A 19,896-nucleotide genomic window follows, 5' to 3' on the forward strand; every position below is an offset into this window, starting at 1 on the left:
AAACGATCAACACCATTGGGACGCTGGTCATTAGCCAGCGAACGGTATTCCTATGCCCAGTTTTCGCGAGGACGCTCTCAGCCGCATCCGTCAAGACGGTGATTTCGACGCCGTCGTCATCGGTGGCGGCATCAACGGCATCGCGGCCTATCGCGATCTCGCCTTGCAGGGGCTGCGGGTGCTCCTGGTCGAGCGTAATGATTTTTCCTCCGGCTGCAGTGCAGCGCCTTCGCGCATGATCCATGGTGGCCTGCGTTATCTCGAGAATGGCGAATTCGGCCTCGTCGCAGAATCCTTGCGTGAGCGCGATGCTCTTTTGACACTTGCGCCACATATGGTGCAGCCGCTGCCGACGACGATCCCGATTTTTTCGCTGTTCAGCGGCCTGTTCAATGCGGCGGCGACATTTTTCGGTTCCGGCGGCAAGCCCGCCAGCCGTGGAGCGATCGCCATCAAAGCGGGCCTCACCCTCTATGACTTCGTCACCCGGAAGAACCGCATCCTGCCGCGCCATGAGTTTCGCGGTGCCGGCAAGACGCTGAAGCGCTGGCCGGGCCTCACACCTGAGATCAGATATTCCGCCACCTATTACGATGCATGGATAAGCCAGCCGGAGCGACTTGCCCTGGAACTGCTGATCGATACCTCCGCCGATGCGCCGCAAAGCATCGCGCTCAACTATGCGGAGCTTATTCGCAATGGTGATGAATATCGTCTCCGGGCAGAGGAAACGGACGATGCGCTGCCCATCCGGCCGCGCATCATCGTCAATGCCACGGGGGCATGGATAGACGAAACGATCGGCACGCTTTCCGCCGCGCCGGCCACGGAAAAGCAAAAACCAACCGTTTCCGGCACCAAGGGGTCACATCTGATCATCGCCAATGATGCGCTCCTCAAAGCGCTTGATGGCCACATGATTTTCTTTGAAAATGCGGATAACCGCGTCTGCATCCTCTTTCCTTATCTCGGCCGGGTTCTCGCGGGGTCAACCGATATCAAGGTGGATCGTCCCGAGCGGGTGCGATGCGAGCCCGAGGAGCGGGATTATATTCTCGAGGCGATCGCGCAGGTGTTTCCGGACATTACCATCGATCGCTCGGATATTGTCTTCAGTTTCAGCGGTATACGCCCGCTGCCGCGCAGCGACGCCGCTTTTACCGGGAGAATTTCCCGCAGCCATTTCATTCACCGTGTCGCCGGCGATCCGCCGCAGCTTTGCATGATCGGTGGCAAGTGGACGACCTTCAGGGCTTTCGGCGAACAGGTAAGCGATGAGGTCCTGACGTACCTCGGGCGCAAGCGGCTGACCGGAACTATGGATCGTCCGATCGGCGGCGGCAGGAATTTCCCCGCCGGTGCCGGACGTCTCTCGGCTTTGCTGGCGGAACAGTTTTCAATCGGCCGGCGCCGGGCGGAGCATCTGGCCTTGGCTTATGGCTCCCGCGCCTTCCAAGCGATGGGTTTTTGCCGAGGGCGAGCGGATGACGCGCCGCTTTCGGAAAAATCGCCGATGACGGCCGCGGAAATCCTTTGGCTGATCCGCTGCGAACATGTGCGACACCTGACGGACCTCATTTTGCGACGCACGACGCTCGCTATCACCGGCCTCATCGACGCGGACTTGATCGAGGGCATTCTCGGTGTTGCCGCGCGCGAAATGGGCTGGTCATCCACCCAGGCCGTATTGGAGCGGCAGCGGCTCATCCATGAGCTGGAGACTTTTTACGGGGTCACCCCGGCAATGCTTCAAAACAGATGTAAGGAGAATGCATGATGATGCGGATTTCAAAAAAGGCACGCATGAACCGGCTGTTCCGCAATGGTGGTTGCCTCGATGTGGCCATCGATCACGGAGTTTGCAACGAGCCGAGCTTTCTTGTCGGGCTGGAGGATATGGCGCAGACGGTCGACAAGCTGGTGGAAGCCCGTCCCGATGCGATCCAGATGACCTATGGGCAGGCGGATCTGCTGCAGCAGAGGCCGGAGCGCGACAAGCCGGCCCTCGTCATGCGTATCGATATGGGTAATCCCTATAATTCCACCCGTCACAAAACCATGTGGTCGCAGCTTCAGAATTATCATGATCCGATCATCGGTGCACTGGAAATGGACGCCGCCTGTGTCGTCGTGAACCTTTTCATGCTGCCGGAGGAACCGGAACTGTTTCGCCAATGTGTCGAGAATATCAGCCGGGTGCGGGCCGACTGCCATCGTTTCGGTATGCCGCTGATGATCGAGCCACTGGTGATGCTGCCCAACGATATCAGGGGCGGATATCAGGTGGATGGCGACGCCGAGAAGATCGTCACGCTGGTACGCCTTGCCTCGGAAATGGGAGCCGATATCATCAAGGCCGATCCGACCAGCAATCCGCAGGATTTCCATAGGGTGATCGAGGCGGCACGCTGCCCGGTGCTGGTGCGGGGCGGAGGGCGTGAGGACTTGCGCAATGTGCTGGCAAAATCGGCGGCCTTGATGGCCGAAGGTGCGAACGGGATGGTCTATGGCCGCAACATTTACCAGCACGACAATCCCAAGGCCGTGGTGGCGGCTTTGATGGCCATCATCCATCAGGGTGCGAGCGGCGAAGAGGCATGGGGCATCTATAATCGTGGCTGAGAAAAATCTTATATTGGGTCTCGATGTCGGCAACACGGTCATCAAGGCTGTGTTGTTCGACACGGCGGGACGGCAGATCGCCCATCACGCCATCGACGGGCATTCGACATACCCGCAGCCCGGCTATGTCGAGCGCGATCTAGAGGAATTGTGGCGCAACGGCTGTGAGGCGATCCGCCAGCTTCTGGAAAAATCAGCGGTCGATCCAGCCAGCATCGCCGGTGTGGGCTGCGCCGGCCATGGCAATGGTCTCTACCTTCTGGATAAAGAACGGCAACCGCTGCTAGGCATCCAGTCGCTCGATAGCCGCGCCGCCGATATGGCGGCCGAGCTTGACCGGAAAAGCGGAGGCCTGTTGCAGGCGCGTTGCCTGCAGCGGCCGTGGCCCGCGCAGACGCCCACCCTTCTCGCCTGGGTGAAACGCCATGCGCCCGATCTCTACGAGCAGACCGGCACGGTGCTGTTCTGCAAGGACTTCGTCAATTTCCGCCTGACGGGCTGCCTTGCCAATGATATTTCCGACCTCAGCGGTGCGGGGCTGCTTGCCCTGCCGGACGTTCTGCTCGACCGCGAACTTCTGTCACTCTACGGCCTCGAAGATGCTTTCGCGTTCTTTCCGCGTCTCGTGGAATCGGCCGATATTGTCGGCCAGGTAACGCGGGAGGCTGCTGGTCTGACCGGGCTTTCCGAAGGCACGCCTGTCATTGGCGGTTTTTTCGATGTCGTTTCCAGCGCCATGGGTTCGGGCGTCATCAATGCAGGCGAGGCCTCCGTCATCGCAGGCACCTGGAGCATCAACCAGGTATTTGCAGACAAACCGGTCATCAGCCCGGATGTTTTCATGGTCACTACGTTTGGCCGCGACCGTTATGTGAATATTGAATCCAGCGCCACTTCCGCCGCCAATCTGGAATGGTATGTGCATCGCCTCCGCGCCGACCATGGCGACCATGCTTTCGAGCGCTGCAACGAGCTGGTCGGTTCCGTGACGCCACGGGCTGATGACCCGTTCTTTCACCCCTTCATCTTTGGCTCACGGCTCGGACCGGAGTTTCGTGGCGGGTTTTATGGTATCGCCGGCTGGCATGGCGAAGGTCACATGGTGCGTGCCCTGTTCGAGGGTGTGTGTTTCGAGCATCGCCGCCACATCGGGGTTCTGCGAGACGCGGGGCTTCCGGTGGAAAGCGCCGTCATGTCCGGCGGAGGCTCCCGCAGCCGGCACTGGCCGCAGATCATGGCGGATGTGCTGGAGATTCCCCTCCGCGTCGCCGAGGCGCGGGAAACGGGCGCGCTCGGTGCGGCGATTGGCGCCGCCGTAGCGACGGGGCTCTACTCGAATTACGAGGAGGCCGTTGCCGCGATGACGCGGGTTCAAAATGCCTATCAGCCCGATGCTGAACGAGTATCGCACTACAGGCGGCGCTACGGTCTCTATCAGGAATTGACCGGACAGTTGCGGAGCTTCTGGAGCGCTTTGCGGTCGCCGCAGTGATGCTTGGGGCAGATCATTCGGGGCGTGTCCGGACAAAGCGTTGTTCCAGAACCTCGCTTCCCCATTGGCTGCCCGGATATTCCTCGGTGCAGGTGAAACCATGGCTTTCGTAAAGATGCCGTGCGGCAAGAAGGCCGTTGAATGTCCATAGATGGGTTTCGGTAAAACCCGCCTGGTCGGCGAAGGCGAGGGCGGTTGCGAGTAGCCTGCGTCCGACACCGCCGCCGCGTATGCCGTCAGCAACGATGAACCAGCGCAGATGCGCAATGTTCTCTCCAAGATCTTCGCCGTCGATGGCGATCGAGCCGATGATCTCTTGTCCGCGCATCGCGACCCAGATCGCATTTTTCGGGTTTTCAAGCCGGTTGCAGAAAGCGGCGAGGCCTTCGGCCACGACGGATTCGAAACGCTGGCCAAAGCCGGATGTCCGGGCGTAATAAAGTGCATGCATCTGGGTGATGCGGGCAATGATGCCAAGCCTGTATCCTTGGGTGATGTCGATGGTGGAAGCCGGCGTGCCGGCCCTTGCTCCCAGCGCTCCGGCGTAAAGACGAAGCCCTTCGAGAATGGTGTGAGCATCCGCAGACGTCAGTTGGGCCAAAGCCCCCGATACCTGACGGTTCGCAAAGCCATTGATGGCGCTGACCTTCTCCTCGCCCTGTCCCGTGAGACTTAATCGCTTTATGCGGCTGTCTAAATCGTCCGTCTGCTCGACGATGTCGCCCGACACAATGAGCTTGCGCAGCATGCGGCTGACGCTCGATTTCTCGAGCTGCAACAGCTTTCCGATATCCTTTGCCGTGATGCCGGGGCATGCCTCGATCTCGATCAAGGCATGAACTGCCGAGGGCGGCAAATCGGTGCCGGCAAAATCACCCCCCATGAAACCAAGCTCGCGGACAAGCTGGCGCGAGGTGGAGCGGATGTCGTTTATGGAGGGAAATTGTTCGGGCACGGTCGATCCATTACAGTTGCATCATGCAACTATAATCACATTTCCCTTGGCTTGCCAAGCTAGCGGCTGTCGCAAAAAGTTGGCTTTCTGCCTGGAAGTGGGCAATCTGCTACCCAGGGCACCGACGATGGTGAGGGAACCGCCCTTGTCCGTAATTGTATATCGTGCGGTGGAATTCACCCGCGGCGTTTGCGGGTATTGATTATCCGGCTATGGAGCACGCATGCCTGATACGCCTCGATTTTTCCGCTATGCGGTTTTGGCCGCCATGTTTCCGGTCGCGGTTCTGGGCCTCTTGGCAACACCGAACGAATATCGGGACATCGGTATTGAGGCCATCGATTGCGATGGGCCGATATCCGTTCTGATTGCTGCCGTGCCGGCACTTGTGGTCTATGCGATCATCGGCTGGATGTTCGTTTCCGGGGTCAGGCGTCATCGCTCGCTCGTCGCGGCCGTTTTCTGCGGGCTTGTCTGCCTGGCGCTGGCCTGGAATATAGGCATCGCGCTGTGGGAGAATCACAGGAACGCCGTGGAAACGGTGTGCGGTTCCAGCGCTGGATTATGACAGAACACCGCCCGTTGCCGTTAGGTGTGCTTAGCGGAAGCGAAGATTTCGCCGCGTGAGCTGATCGACGGTGGTGCAGCCCATCAGCTTCATGCCGCGCTCGATTTCGATGCGCATTGTTTCGAGCGCACGTTCCACACCCGGCTGCCCGGCGGCGGCAAGCGGGAAAAGGTAATAGCGACCGAGGCCCACGGCTTTTGCACCCAGGGATAGCGCCTTCAGAACGTGGGTGCCGCGTTGCACGCCGCCATCCATCATCACGTCGATCCGGTCGCCGACGGCATCGACGATTTCAGCCAGCTGGTCGAAGGCGCTGCGGGAGCCATCGAGCTGGCGGCCGCCGTGATTGGAAAGCACAATGCCGCTGCAGCCGATCTCGGCCGCACGGCGGGCGTCGTCCACGGACATGATCCCCTTCAGGCAGAATGGCCCGCCCCATTCGCGCACCATCTGCTCCACATCGTCCCAGTTCATCGAAGGGTCGAGCATCTCGGTGAAGTAACGGCTGATGGACAGGGCGCCGCCATCAATTTTGATATGGTCGTCAAGCTGCGGCAGGCTGAAGCGTTCATGTGTCAGGTAATTGATGCCCCAGGCGGGCTTCATGGCAAATTGCGCGATGCCGGAAAGATTGAGCTTGAAGGGAATGGCAAAACCGGTGCGCTTGTCACGTTCGCGGTTCCCGCCGGTGATGCTGTCCACCGTCAGCATCATCGTCTCGACACCGGCGCTTTTCGCCCGGGCCATCATATCGCGGTTGAGGCCTCGATCTTTGTGGAAGTAGAATTGATAGACCTGCGGGCCGCCGCTGATGCGGCGCGCTTCTTCGAGACTAGTGGTACCAAGCGATGAGACGCCGAACATGGTGCCGAATTTTCCGGCGGCAGCCGCGACCGCCTTCTCGCCCTGATGGTGAAAGAGACGTTGCAGAGCGGTTGGGGAGCAATAGACCGGCATCGCCAGCTTCTGCCCCATGACGGTGACCGACATATCCACATCGGCCACACCCTGCAGCACATCGGGAACCAGATCGCAGTTTTCGAACGCGGCCGTGTTTCGACGATAGGTCACCTCGTCATCGGCAGCGCCGTCTATGTAGTTGAAGATCGGTCCGGGAAGGCGCTGTTTGGCCATGCGGCGGAAATCGTGGAAATTATAACAGTCTTTGAGTTGCATCTGTCGCTCGGCCGCTCAGTTTGAAAGCTCGGAAAAGTTGGATTGAAACCTATACCGGGCATCGGGGCCCGGCAATTCTATCACCAGCGATTTTACCACTCTCAGATGCGAAACTGCGCCAGCTGGCTACCCCGTGGAGACGGCGTGCAGGGCTTTGCCGGTAGCGGCAAAACTCTCGATATTGCCGATCGTCGTGTCCGCGATGTTCTTGAGCGCTTCCTGTGTGAAGAAACCCTGATGGCCGGTGACAAGAACATTGGGAAAAGTCAGCAGTCGCGCGAAGACATCGTCGCGCAGCACGTCATTGGAAAGATCCTCGAAAAAGAGATCGGCTTCCTCTTCATAGACATCGATGCCAAGAGAGCCGATCGTACCGTCCTTCAAACCTGTAATCGCCGCCCGGGCGTCGATGATGGCGCCGCGGCTGGTATTGATGAGCATCACGCCCTTTTTCAACAGGGGCAGAGTCTCCCTGCGAATGAGGTGCCGGGTTTCTGGCGTCAGCGGGCACATCAGCGCGACAATATCAGATGTCCGGAACAACTCCTCCCGCGTCCCGTAGATCATCCCCAAAGTCTCGCAATCGGGATTGGGACGGAGATCGTGGCCGATGAGACGGCAGCCGAAGCCGGCCGCAATGCGTGCGAAAATCGTACCGATCTTGCCCGTGCCGACGATGCCCACCGTCTTGCCATGGAGATCGAAGCCGAGCAGGCCATCGAGGGCGAAGTTTCCTTCGCGGACGCGGTTATAGGCCCGGTGGATCTTGCGGTTAAGCGACAGGATGAGCGCCATCGTATGTTCGGCGACTGCATAGGGAGAATAGGCCGGCACGCGGGCAATGGTGAGACCAAGCTTGTCGGCAGCGGCGAGATCGACCTGATTGAACCCGGCGCAACGCAGAGCAACCAGCCGCACGCCCATCCCCGCAAGTTTCTCAAGAACCGGCCGTGACAGATCGTCATTAACGAAGGCGCAGACGGCCATCGCCTCTTCGGCCAAAGCGACAGTTTCAGGTGACAGTCGGGCCTCGCAATAGTGTATCCGCATGCCCGGCCCGGCGGCTTCGTCAAGAAACTGCCTGTCATAGGGCTTGGCGCTGTAGACCACGATCCGCATCTGTCTCTCCAGTTTCGAAACGAAAGCTGCCGTTACAGGCCGATGTGTCCGGCAGGAACCTCAGCTGCGAAGGCCTGGCGCCTCCTGCCCGGTGCTTTCGACATATTCGGTATATCCGCCGCCATATTGATGGATACCATCAGGTGTCAATTCCAGTACGCGGTTTGAAAGCGCGGCCAGGAAATGGCGATCATGCGAAACGAACAGCATCGTGCCTTCATATTCCGACAGGGCCTTGATCAGCATTTCCTTGGTGTCGAGATCGAGATGGTTGGTAGGCTCGTCCAGCACGAGGAAATTCGGCGGATCGAACAGCATGGCCGCCATGACGAGACGGGCTTTTTCACCGCCGGAAAGAACGCGGCAGCGTTTCTCCACGTCGTCACCCGAAAAACCGAAACATCCGGAAAGAGCGCGCAGCGGCGCTTGGCCCGCCTTCGGAAAACGCTCCTCCAGCCATTCCAGAATGGTGCTGTCACCATCAAGAACATCCATCGCGTGCTGGGCGAAATAACCGAGCTTGACGCTGGCGCCGAGGGTAACATTGCCGGAATCCGGCTCGGTCGCGCCGGTCACCAGTTTCAGCAAGGTCGATTTTCCCGCACCATTGACGCCCATGATGCACCAGCGCTCCTTGCGGCGCACCATGAAGTCCAGTTCGCCGTAGATCGTGCGGCTGCCATAGGCCTTGTTGACCTTCTTCAACGCCACGACATCCTCGCCTGAGCGAGGAGCGGGTGCGAATTCGAAAGCCACCGTCTGCCGCCGTTTGGGTGGCTCGACGCGATCGATCTTCTCAAGTTTCTTGACGCGGCTCTGGACCTGTGAGGCGTGTGAGGCCCGCGCCTTGAAGCGCTCGATGAACTTGATTTCCTTGGCGAGCATGGCCTGCTGGCGCTCGAACTGTGCCTGCTGCTGCTTTTCGTTCTGCGCGCGCTGCTGTTCGTAAAAGCCGTAATCACCGGAATAGGTGGTGAGGTTGCCAGCATCGATCTCGATGATCTTGGTGACGATACGGTTCATGAATTCGCGGTCGTGCGAGGTCATGAGCAGGGCGCCGTCATAATTCTTCAGGAAGTCTTCAAGCCAAATCAGGCTTTCAAGATCGAGATGGTTCGACGGTTCGTCGAGCAGCATCACATCCGGCCGCATCAGAAGAATGCGGGCAAGCGCCACGCGCATCTTCCAGCCGCCGGACAGTTTCGAAACATCGCCGTCCATCATTTCCTGGCTGAAGCTCAAGCCATCCAGCACCTCGCGGGCGCGGCCTTCCAGCGCGTAACCATCGAGCTCCTCGTACCGTGCCTGCACTTCGCCGTAACGCTCGATGATCGCGTCCATCTCGTCCATCCGGTCGGGATCTGACATGGCGGCTTCCAGTTCACGAAGTTCCGCTGCCACCTCGCTGACCGGGCCTGCACCCTCCATGACTTCGGCGACGGCGGAGCGGCCGGACATTTCACCGACATCCTGATTGAAATAACCGACCGTCATGCCCTTTTCGACGACGACCTGTCCCTCATCGGGCTGGTCTTCGCCTGTTATCATCCGGAACAGCGTGGTCTTGCCGGCGCCGTTCGGCCCGACAAGGCCGATCTTTTCACCACGATTGAGCGCGGCAGAGGCCTCGATATAGAGAATGCGGTGACTGTTCGACTTGCTGATATTTTCGATGCGGATCATGACAGGGCCTTGGGAATGGGAGCGGCCCTCCTATGCCACGAGCCGCTGCCGCTGTCACCTGCCGTGCTTGTCCTGCCAGCCATGCAGGGAGGGCAACCTTCGCTTCGACGCCAGACAGTCGAGATGAAGGTCTACTCCAGCGTTTACCGTCAGTTGGTGAGTGTGGCTATGCTGCCGGCGGCCTTGCGGGCGATTTCACCAAAGGCGGTCACGATCTGCTCCATATTCTCGGGCGCGTAATAATTATCGACGCTGGAAGCGCAATATTGCAGCAGCGACTTGCCCTTGTCCGGCGCCATGAAGGCAACGGTGAAAATCTTGATACCGTCTTTCTTGGCGGTCTCACAGGTGGTGCGCACGGACTGGTCGATGCTGGAATTCCACGCGGCGCTGTTCCCCGTCATTTCACCATCGGTCATGAGAACGATGTAGCGCTCGAAGGATTCATTGCCCTTGTCTTTGTGTGCTTTCGCTTCATCGGAATTGGATTTTTTAAGCGCGTTATATGCGGCGGTCAGGCTGCTACGAGCATCCGTACCGCCGGTGGGGAATTCCGGAATCTGTTTGTCGACATAGCTGACAACACTGCTCGTCCCCCAGCTAATAGACTGAGCCGCATAGGTCTCATGTGTGTAGACCGAGGCGCCCGTGCGAACGAGTTCGGAGCCGCCGTTGGCAGTATAAGTCGGATCAGCCTTGTTCAAGGTTGCGACGAGGAAGCCGACGGCGGTCTTGAGCGATGTGGCCTTATTGACATAGCAGGGCGACGTCTTGGCTAGGTTGGGATACTTGCCCCAATTATCAGCGATATAGTTCTGGCAAGAGGTCTTGGTCTTATCAACCGTATCCGTCTTGAAGGACATCGAACCGGAACGATCAAGAGCCAGATACATGGAGATCGGTGCGCCTTTGTTGACGGTGCTCTTTGCGGTGCCCGTTACGGAAAGATCGAGTGTTTTTGCGCCAATGAACCCGAGCAGCGGATTGAGCTGTATGCGGTGGTTGATCGTAGTTTCAACAGTATAGGTCTTGCCGCGGGCATTTTCCGTCTTCGTGATATTGGTCGGAGAATTCTGCTCCAGGACCTTTTTCTCTTCCTCGGTCAGGTTCTTTTCCATCTGGGCTGCGATGAAGTTCTTGGCGATTTCCTTGATCTGCTCATCCGTCAGATCGCCCATTTTCAAACGGGCCTCGGTCGCTGCCGCCAGCGCCGCGGAATCCGCCGTATTCTGCATATCCGCTTTCACCTGCATGACACTTGCAAGCTCCATGCCGGCACCCGCGACGCCCAACAATACCGGCAGCAGAATGGCTGTCATCATTCCGAAATTGCCGCTGGTATCGGCAAGAAAACGGTACTTCTTTTTTTGATCTGCGGACGCGGTCATGGCGGGCTCTCGGATTAGAATATTCTACTGAGTGCAAGAAACCCGTAAGCGATGTAAAATCCGCTAACGCAATCGGTTAAATTTTATACAGTATTCAAATTGACGCAGTTTTCGAAGTATTTTCAAGAAATGTATTGCAGGGTCGTCGTAACAATACACATCGTGCCGTTATTGGACGGGGATGACGTCGACGGCCTGTTTTATCTGCTGGTTACCGTAACTCTTCAAGACGCCGATGACAGGAGCGACATCGGAATAATCCCGGCCATAACCGACGACGATGTGGTCGCTTCCTGCAACAATATCGTTGGTAGGATCGAGTTCCAGATAACCGGTTGCCTCGCCGCACCAGATACGGACCCAGGCATGCATGGCGTCCGCACCTTCCAGCCGCTCCTTGCCCGGTGGGGGGATGGTGCGCAGGAAGCCGCTCACATAACCAGCGGGAATGCCGAGGCTGCGTAGCGCCGTGATCATGATGTGCGAAAAGTCCTGACACACGCCGCGCTTCAGCTTGAAGGCTTCGGATGGCGTCGTATCCACGGTCGTCGCTTCGCCATCATAGGTGAAGTCCCTGTGGATGCGTCTGCACGTCGCCAGTGCGATTTCGCGAATGGTCATTCCCGGCTTCAGCAAGTCCCGGGCGTATGCAGAAATTGCCGCGTCCGTGCCTATTCTGGGGCTGGCGCCCATGAAATGATGCGGAGACTGGAAATCAAGCGACCAGACATCGGCAAGTTCCTGCGGCAAGCGGGAGAGCTCTGGCGAAAAATCGGCCGTCAGCGCTTGCGCTTCCACCATCACGCGGGCCTGCATGCGGATGTCGAGCTTTTCATGCGGCGCGCGCAGATGCACGGAGGTGGCCGATTGGTGGAAGAAATCCTCGAAGGCGACACGTTCTTCCGGCGCGGGCGAAACATCGATGGAACCGGCAACAAGCCGCTGCCGGCCGGGAATGGAGAGCGGCAGAACGCGGATGATGTGCCGCGCGCCGTGGGCCGGCGTGTCGTAAGTGTAACCCATATGCAGGGAAAGATCATAGAGCATAGGATTATCCAAGATACGTCCGGGCCAGAACATCGGAGAGATGTTCCATGTCGGTTTCGAGCTGGCGATAGATCGCGCCGTTCATGTTTTCCGGTGTCATCACGGCGAGCCCGGAATGCAGACGCATCGCCTCGCGATAGAAAGGCGACATCTGGCCGTTGACGAAAGCATTCGGAAGCTGCTCCACCTCGGTGCGGATCTCGTTCAGCTGAAACAGGATCGAGCGAGGATTGAGGGGATCGAGCGCCAGGAGATCGGTCACGGTCAGGCCCGCCGTATTGACGTTATAGCGGCGGCGATGGGTCATGACGCTGTCGCCGATTTCGAGCAGCATGTCATAGGAACCGTCAGGGGCCTCCGGCCCGGTCATATGGCCGAGAAGCCGCGTCATATGCAGGCCGCGTTCGAGATAACGGCCGATTGACAGAAAACGCCAGCCGGTGAAGCGATACATATTTTCGTGGACGAGGCCGGCAAAGCCCGCAAGCTTGCGTAAAAGGATCGTCATGGCGTGGGTGGCATCATCGCCCGGCGCCACCTTGGCGTGGAAACGGCGGGCGGTCTTGGCAAGATCGTTCAGCGCCAGCCATCCGTCAGGGGAAAAGCGGTCGCGAATGTTGCTGGCGGAATAAAGCGCGCTGTTGATGTTGTTCAGCAGGCTCTCCGGCACGGCATCGTTCATCTCCACGTCAAGCGCTTCGAGATAACCCGTCACATGGGCAAGCAGCGGCTGGCGTGGATCGGCGGATTCCGCATACCGTCCGTGCCAAGCACGCAGAATGCGCAGCGCGCCTTCCGAACGTTCGATGTAACGCCCGAGCCAGAAGAGATTGTCGGCAGCCCTGCTTGGCAGACTGCCCGGCATGTTACGGATGAAACTTTCTTCGGCTGGCAGAAGCGTGGTGCGCTCAACCGGTTTGTCGCTGACGATCCAGACATCGGCCGCGCTGCCGCCCGATTGCATGGCGATCGCCGATACGTCGTCGCCGCTGCCGATTCGGGCGAAGCCGCCCGGCATGATCTGCCAACCGTCCTGGGTACGGGCGGCAAACACGCGAAGGCTCATCGGACGCGGCACGAGCTTGTTGTCAATATAGGCCGGCGTGGTTGAAAGCTTCACTACTTCCTGGCCCACCAGCCTGTGACCATCGGAAGCAAGCCAGTCGCTGATCGATTCCTTTGCAGTTTCTCTCAGGGAAGAGCCGAGCACGGACTGGCCGTTGTCGTCGAAGAAGGGAAGCCTGGAATAGGCAGGGCCGATGACCATGCCTTCAATATTGCCGGCAACGTGGCGGCGTTCGCTTTCCTGCCCGCACCACCAGGTGGCGATGGAGGGCAGCTTCAGTTCTTCGCCTAAAATGTGGCGGCAGATGCGTGGCATGAAGGCGAGCAACGCCCGCGTTTCAAGAATGCCGCTGCCGAGCGCATTGACGATGGTGAGCGCCTCATTGCGCAGCGCCTGCACCATGCCCGGCGTGCCGATGTGGGAGTGCTGGTTGAGTTCCAGAGGGTCGGAATAGGAGGCGTCGAGACGTCGCCACAGCACGCCGATCGGTTTCAGTCCGGCTACCGTTCTGACCATGACGCGGCCGTTGACGACGGTGAGATCCTCGCCCTCCAGCAACATGAAGCCGAGATAACGGGCGATATAGGCGTGTTCGAAATAGGTCTCGTTGGCCGGACCGGGCGTCAGCACGGCGATCCGGTCGTCGGGATGTTTCCTGTGCGCCTGCAATGCGTCGCGGAAAGCGCCGAAAAACGAGGCGAGGCGGTGGACATGGGTTTCCGCATAGATATCGGACAGCGCGCGAGTGGTCGCCACCCGGTTTTCAAGCGCGAAGCCCGCGCCCGACGGTGCCTGTGTTCGGTCGGCCAGCACCCACCAGTTGCCGTCAGGTCCTCGGCCGATTTCAAACGAGCAGAAATGCAGATAATGGCCGCTTGCCGGCTTCACGCCGACCATTGGCCTCAGATATTCGGGATTGGAGGCGATCAGTGCCGGCGGCACGTAACCTTCCTTCACCAGCCGGTTCTCGCCGTAAAAATCGGCGACCATGGCTTCGAGAAGATCAGCGCGCTGTTTCAGTCCTTCGGAAAGAACCGCCCACTCCCGGTCGTCGATCAGGACGGGGATATGGGAGATCGGCCAGTTTCTTTCGCTGCTGCCCTTGCCGTAATCGCGATAGAACACGCCCGCATCGCGCAGATAACGGTCGGTTCGGGCAAAACGCTCATGCAGTTCCCGCTCCGACATACGCGACAGGGCATCGAGCAAGGTCTTCCAGACCGGTCTCACCTTGCCATTGGTATCGAGCATTTCGTCGGCAACACCCGGCAGCGGGGAATATTCAAGCCCGTGCGGTGACGCACTTGTTTCCGTCTTGCGATCCGTTGCCGGGGCTTTGGACAATTTACACTCCGTAAGGCCGGCGCAGATCGAGCGTCAGCGGAAATTCTGGCGACACGGTTTCCGCCTGCAGCGGATATTGCCCTGCCCTGTGCCCCCATGGTTCGAAACGGGCGAGGCGGCGTGCCTCGGCCTCATTGCCGTTGACGGGAAACGTCTCGTAATTGCGCCCGCCCGGATGAGCAACATGATAGATGCATCCGCCGATCGATCGCCTCGACCATGTATCATAAATGTCAAAGGTCAAGGGTGAATTGACGGGCAGGACGGGATGCAGGCCAGAAGAGGGCTGCCACGCCTTGAAGCGCACGCCGGCCACCGAGACACTGCGGTTTTCCGTCGGCGTGAGCGGCACGGCACGACCGTTGCAAGCGACGGTGTAACGGGAAGGGTTGGAGGTTTCCAACCGCACCTGCAGGCGCTCGACGGAGCTGTCGACATAACGCACGGTGCCGCCGATGGCGCCCTGCTCGCCCATCACATGCCAGGGCTCAAGCGCCTGGCGCAGTTCCAGTTTCGCACCCTCATATTCCACCTCACCGAAGAAGGGGAACCGGAATTCCTGCTGGGCGGTGAACCATTCCGGTCTCACGTCAAAGCCGTTTTCCCTGAGGTCGGCAAGCACATCCAGGAAATCCGCCCAGATATAATGGGGCAGCATGAAACGGTCCGCGAGTGCGGTTCCCCAGCGCACGAATTTGCCGGCGGCCGGATTTTTCCAGAAGCGGGCGATAAGTGCGCGCACCAGCAATTGCTGGGCGAGCGACATGCGCGCATTTGGCGGCATTTCAAAGCCCCGGAACTCCACCAGCCCGAGGCGGCCGGTCGGCCCGTCAGGGGAAAACAGCTTGTCGATGCAGATTTCAGCGCGGTGGGTGTTACCCGTCACATCCGTCAGCAGGTTGCGGAACAGGCGGTCGACCAGCCATGGCAAAGGCGGAACGCCGTCACCGGGCGCCGGTACCTGCGCCAGCGCGATTTCCAGCTCGTAGAGGCTGTCGTGACGCGCTTCGTCGATGCGCGGCGCCTGACTCGTCGGGCCGATGAACAGGCCGGAGAAGAGATATGAGAGCGACGGATGCCGCTGCCAATGCAGCACGAGGCTTTTCAGAAGATCGGGCCGACGCAGGAAGGGGCTGTCATTGGGGCTTGCCCCGCCAACCACGACATGGTTGCCGCCGCCGGTGCCGGTATGGCGGCCGTCGATCATGAATTTGTCGGCGCCGAGACGCGACTGGCGCGCCTCCTCATAGACTGCGGTGGTGATGTCGACACAATCCTTCCAGCTCGAAGCGGGGTGGATGTTGACCTCGATGACACCGGGATCTGGCGCGACGCGGATGACATTGATACGCTCGTCATGCGGCGGCGCATAACCTTCGATATGGACCGGCAGTCCAAGCTCGGCGGCAGCCGCCTCCGCTGCCGCGATCAGTTCAAGATAATCCTCGATGCGCTCGACCGGCGGCATGAAAACGCAGAGCCGGCCATCGCGCGGTTCAACGGAGAGTGCAGTGCGCACCGCGCCGCCGATTTCACCGAGCGTCTGTTCGATGCGCTCTTGCGCGGACCCTTCGCTCGCATGAAAGGAGGCTTCGGGCATGGCGCGACCCGACGGTGTGAAGACATCGGGAAGCGGCCCCCTCGGAATTGAAGGGTCTGCCTCGTGAATATAGGGATAGGCGGAAGGCGACACATAGGGCAGGGTGCCGAGCGGTAGGCGGTAACCGACCGGGCTGTCGCCCGGAACAAGAAAAATCTTGCCCCGCCGCGTTTTCCATTTCTCGCTGATCCAGCGGTTGCCCGCGGCGCGCGCATTCCACGCCTGTACCGGCAGAATGTAGCCGGTGGGCGTCGTCAAACCGCGTTCGAACACGCGGGCAATGCGGTTGCGCTCTTCCGGATCCTTCAGTCTGGAATTGGATGGATCGACATTGTCGGGCAGGCTGCCTTCCTTGATGATCCATTCGGCGGGATCCTCATAGGCCGGCAGCACCAGATCCGCATCTATGCCGAGCTGCGTGGCAATACCGCCCAACAGCTTTTGCGCATCCTCGGCCTGGACGCTGGTATTCGCACCTTCCTCGGCAATCAGCGCAGGGTTCCGCCAGATCGGCAGGCCGTCCTTTCGCCAATAAAGCGAGAAGGTCCAGCGCGGTAGGCTTTCGCCCGGATACCATTTGCCCTGTCCGTAATGCAGAAAACCGCCGGGGGCGAAACGCTCGCGCAGGCGACGGATCAATGTATCCGCCTTTTCGCGTTTCGTCGGTCCGACCGCGCCGGTGTTCCATTCATCGGATTCGAAATCATCGATGGAAACGAAAGTCGGTTCGCCGCCCATGGTCAGGCGGACGTCCTGAGCGTTCAGAACGCCGTCGACCGCTTCACCGAGGGCGTTGAGCTCCTCCCAGCTTTCATCCGAAAAGGGTTTGGTGATACGCGGTGTCTCGGCAACACGCCGGACCTGCATGTCGAAGGCGAATTCGGTATTGGCATGGCCGAAATAACCGCCGGAAATCGGTGCGGCATTGCGATAATGCGGCGTCGCGGCCAGCGGAATATGGCTTTCACCTGTCAGAAGCCCGGAGGTCGGATCAAGTCCGATCCAGCCGGCACCGGGCATATAGACCTCGGCCCAGGCGTGCAGATCGGTAAAATCAACCTCGGTGCCCGAGGGGCCGTCGAGCGCCTTGAGGTCAGGCGTCAGCTGAATCAGGTATCCGGACACGAAACGGGCGGCAAGACCGAGATGCCGCAGCACTTGCACCAGCAGCCAGCTGGTATCGCGGCAGGAACCCTTGCCGGAAGCAAGCGTCTCCTCCGGTGTCTGGACGCCCGGTTCCATGCGTATGACGTAACCGATTTCCTGCTGCAGACGGGCATTGAGACCAACAACCATATCCACCGTCGGCTGCTCCGGCGTCCGGTCGACCGTGGCCATGAAGGCGGCGAGCAGAGGGCCGGTCGGCTCCGGTTTCATGTATATGGAGAGATCATCGCGCAATTCCTGCGGATAATCGAAGGGCCATTTTGTCGCCTCTTCCTCCACGAAGAAGTCGAATGGATTATAAACCGTCATATCGGCGACAAGATCGACCTCGATCTTAAATTCCGTTGCGGGCTCGGGAAAAACGAACCGGGCGAGGTAATTGCCGTAGGGATCCTGCTGAAGGTTCACGAAGTGATTGGAGGGTGAAACCTTGAGCGAATGGCTGATGACGCGGGTTCTGGAGTGAGAGGCGGGCTTTAATCTGATGATTTGCGGTCCAAGGCGAACCGGATTGTCATATTTATAATGCGTCAGATGATAGATGCTCGCTTTGATCGCCATTAATCTGCCTTGCCCGGTTTTTCCGGTTTATGCGGTTGTCCGCCCCTCTGAAATTATCGGGATTTTGTGCAATGCAGGAAAAGAAAGCAAGGATCATTTCCGGCAGTAATTGCATTGTGGGCCGAGGCCGTAATGTCTGCCGCAGGAATAATGCCCCGGCCTTCTCAATCGTCGCCGCGGAGATTTCACCGGGATTGTGGACAAGGTCGAACGGCGTGTTATTGCTTGGCATCGCAAGGCGCAGAATCGCGACCCGCTTTCTTTGCCGATTGACTTTCGGAATGGAATGAATGGCAACAACGGTGACCGACGACCAGCGCAAGAGCGCGGCGAACCTTTCGGGTTTCGATCTCGATTTTCCCGCACAGTTGCGGATGATGGGGCGTGCCTTCTGGACGTCGCCGGTGCGTACCCGGCTGATCCTGCTGTCGATCGCGCTGCTTACGGTGATATTGCTCACGGCCTATGGGCAAATCAGGCTCAACGAGTGGAATGCGCCGTTTTACAACGCGCTGGAGCGGCGCGATCTCGATGCCTTCATTCATCAGCTCGAAGTTTTCGCCATCATCGCCGGGCTGCTGCTTCTCCTTAATGTCATCCAGACATGGCTCAACCAGATGACGGCGCTGAACATGCGCGAGGGTCTTGCCAAGGATATGGTCGATCAATGGCTGAAACCGGGTCGCGCCGCGCGTCTTGCCGGTTTTGGCGCGATTTCGATCAATCCCGATCAGCGCCTGCATGACGACGTCCGCAATCTCGCGGAAAGCAGTACGGCGCTTTCGATCGGCCTCGTCAATGCAACGATCCTGCTTGTCAGCTTCATCGGCGTCCTCTGGTCGCTCTCGGCCGGTTTTACCATCACCATCAGCGGCGACACATACGCGATCCCCGGCTATATGGTCTGGGCGGCGATCCTTTACGCCGGGTCCGCCTCGCTACTCAGCAACCTCGTTGGTTACCGGCTGGTCGGACTGAATGCGGAGCGTTATTCCAAAGAGGCAGAGCTGCGCTTTTCCCTGATGCGGGCCAGCGAAAATCTCGCCGCGATTGCACTTGCGCGGGGCGAAAAGAATGAAAGGCGGCGGATCGGCATCGATATCGATGCGGTGCTCGGCGTCATTCGCGGGCTCGCCATGGCGTTGACGCATCTCACATGGGTATCGGCGGGTTATGGCTGGCTGGCGGTGGTGGCACCGATCCTGATTGCGGCGCCGGTCTATTTTTCCGGCAACCTCACCTTCGGCGGGCTGATGATGGCTGTCGGTGCCTTCAATCAGGTCAATACGGCGTTACGCTGGTATATCGATAATTTTGGCCCTATCGCCAGCTGGAAGGCGACATTGCAGCGCGTTTCAGTGTTCCGTAACGCACTTATCCAGATGGACAGCGTGGAGCAGCACGGCCTCACGATCGACCTGCAGCGCAGTGCGGCGAATGAAAAGATCCGCCTGCAATCGGTCATCATCTGCCGCGATGCGGGCGGGCAGGATGTGGAGCGCGGATTCCGGCTGCGGGAAAACGAGGTCGGGATCGGGGCGGGCGAACGGCTGATGATCAACGGCGAACAGGGCGTAAACCGGCGGCTGCTATTTGCCGCCATGGCGGGTCTATGGCCGTGGGGGCAGGGCAGAATCGAAATGCCGGAACAATCCGATACCCTTTTCATTGCCCAGCACGGCTATCTGCCGGCGGGTTCGCTGCGGGAAATCCTAGCCTATCCGCGTGGGCCCCAGCGGTTCACCGATGCCGATTATCTCGCGGCGCTCACCGCATGCGGGCTGGAAGAAATGACCTCCCGTCTCGACGAAAGCATCCGCTGGGACAAGAAACTGGATTCGGACGAGCAGGCGAGCATCCGCATTGCTAATGCCCTGCTTCTGAAGCCGAAATTCGTCGTGATCGACGATTTGCTGGAAGGTCTGGAAAAACAGACGCAGGATAATTTGGCGGAGGTACTAAACCGGATGGAAGGCGTTGGGATCATCTATATCGGCCGGTCGGAGACTTTTCTTTCAGTCCTTGCTCCAGCTGTGGCCCATCTTGACCACGCCTTACCGAAGGAAACTGGCCCGAAGCAAGAGAGCACGTCGCAATAGGTCTGAGGC

Annotated in this window: 14 protein-coding genes; 5 read left to right on the forward strand and 9 right to left on the reverse strand. The window is 59.2% G+C overall.

What is annotated here, in order from left to right:
• Positions 1-52 precede the first annotated feature (52 nt).
• The 3 genes from ACFVTJ_RS13535 to ACFVTJ_RS13545 are packed head-to-tail and all read left to right on the forward strand — an operon-like array spanning position 53 to position 4,114.
• The gene (locus ACFVTJ_RS13535) at positions 53-1,777 is read left to right on the forward strand and encodes an FAD-dependent oxidoreductase (protein WP_386908162.1); all 1,725 of its coding nucleotides are present in this window, start codon (positions 53-55) and stop codon (positions 1,775-1,777) included.
• A 2-nt stretch (positions 1,778-1,779) separates the two neighbouring features.
• Positions 1,780-2,622, forward strand: coding sequence for a class I fructose-bisphosphate aldolase (locus ACFVTJ_RS13540; protein ID WP_386908164.1), 843 nt, complete (start codon positions 1,780-1,782; stop codon positions 2,620-2,622).
• A complete protein-coding gene (locus tag ACFVTJ_RS13545) occupies positions 2,615-4,114 on the forward strand; it encodes an FGGY-family carbohydrate kinase (protein ID WP_386908166.1) in 1,500 nt (499 codons plus the stop codon). Before ACFVTJ_RS13540 ends, ACFVTJ_RS13545 begins: the two co-directional genes overlap by 8 nt.
• A 13-nt stretch (positions 4,115-4,127) precedes the next feature.
• On the opposite strand, the gene ACFVTJ_RS13550 is transcribed toward ACFVTJ_RS13545, so the two are convergent.
• Positions 4,128-4,997: a GNAT family N-acetyltransferase gene (locus ACFVTJ_RS13550; RefSeq protein ID WP_386908655.1), complete on the reverse strand. Its 870-nt coding sequence runs from the start codon at positions 4,995-4,997 to the stop codon at positions 4,128-4,130.
• Between the two features lie 295 nt (positions 4,998-5,292).
• On the opposite strand from ACFVTJ_RS13550, the gene ACFVTJ_RS13555 reads away from it, so the two are divergent.
• A complete protein-coding gene (locus ACFVTJ_RS13555) occupies positions 5,293-5,637 on the forward strand; it encodes a hypothetical protein (protein ID WP_386908168.1) in 345 nt (114 codons plus the stop codon).
• Positions 5,638-5,667: 30 nt separating this feature from the next.
• Here the strand turns inward: ACFVTJ_RS13555 and ACFVTJ_RS13560 are convergent, their stop codons facing one another.
• The 8 genes from ACFVTJ_RS13560 to ACFVTJ_RS13595 form a co-directional block, all read right to left on the reverse strand.
• The gene (locus tag ACFVTJ_RS13560; RefSeq protein WP_386908170.1) at positions 5,668-6,813 is read right to left on the reverse strand and encodes an alpha-hydroxy acid oxidase; all 1,146 of its coding nucleotides are present in this window, start codon (positions 6,811-6,813) and stop codon (positions 5,668-5,670) included.
• A gap of 126 nt (positions 6,814-6,939) precedes the next feature.
• On the reverse strand, positions 6,940-7,932 hold the full coding sequence (locus ACFVTJ_RS13565) for a 2-hydroxyacid dehydrogenase (protein ID WP_386908172.1): 993 nt from the start codon (positions 7,930-7,932) through the stop codon (positions 6,940-6,942).
• A gap of 60 nt (positions 7,933-7,992) precedes the next feature.
• Positions 7,993-9,615, reverse strand: coding sequence for an ABC-F family ATP-binding cassette domain-containing protein (locus ACFVTJ_RS13570; RefSeq protein WP_386908174.1), 1,623 nt, complete (start codon positions 9,613-9,615; stop codon positions 7,993-7,995).
• 149 nt (positions 9,616-9,764) lie between these two features.
• Positions 9,765-11,003 (reverse strand): pilus assembly protein TadG-related protein, encoded by a 1,239-nt coding sequence (locus tag ACFVTJ_RS13575; RefSeq protein WP_386908176.1) that lies wholly within the window; start codon positions 11,001-11,003, stop codon positions 9,765-9,767.
• Positions 11,004-11,171: 168 nt separating this feature from the next.
• On the reverse strand, positions 11,172-12,050 hold the full coding sequence (locus ACFVTJ_RS13580) for a transglutaminase domain-containing protein (RefSeq protein WP_386908178.1): 879 nt from the start codon (positions 12,048-12,050) through the stop codon (positions 11,172-11,174).
• A gap of 4 nt (positions 12,051-12,054) precedes the next feature.
• The gene (locus ACFVTJ_RS13585; protein ID WP_386908180.1) at positions 12,055-14,460 is read right to left on the reverse strand and encodes a circularly permuted type 2 ATP-grasp protein; all 2,406 of its coding nucleotides are present in this window, start codon (positions 14,458-14,460) and stop codon (positions 12,055-12,057) included.
• A gap of 1 nt (position 14,461) precedes the next feature.
• Positions 14,462-17,788, reverse strand: a complete 3,327-nt coding sequence (locus ACFVTJ_RS13590) for a DUF2126 domain-containing protein (RefSeq protein ID WP_386908182.1) — start codon at positions 17,786-17,788, stop codon at positions 14,462-14,464.
• Positions 17,748-18,110 carry a hypothetical protein gene (locus ACFVTJ_RS13595; protein WP_386908184.1) on the reverse strand — a complete coding sequence of 121 codons (363 nt, stop codon included), beginning with the start codon at positions 18,108-18,110 and terminating at the stop codon, positions 17,748-17,750. Before ACFVTJ_RS13595 ends, ACFVTJ_RS13590 begins: the two co-directional genes overlap by 41 nt.
• On the opposite strand from ACFVTJ_RS13595, the gene ACFVTJ_RS13600 reads away from it, so the two are divergent.
• Positions 18,079-19,887 (forward strand): ABC transporter ATP-binding protein/permease, encoded by a 1,809-nt coding sequence (locus ACFVTJ_RS13600; RefSeq protein WP_386908186.1) that lies wholly within the window; start codon positions 18,079-18,081, stop codon positions 19,885-19,887. The two genes, ACFVTJ_RS13595 and ACFVTJ_RS13600, sit on opposite strands and share 32 nt — an antisense overlap.
• Positions 19,888-19,896 lie beyond the last annotated feature (9 nt).

Origin of the sequence: Agrobacterium sp. NPDC058088 (assembly GCF_042885035.1) — a bacterium.
In the GTDB taxonomy this organism is placed as follows: Bacteria; Pseudomonadota; Alphaproteobacteria; order Rhizobiales; family Rhizobiaceae; genus Agrobacterium.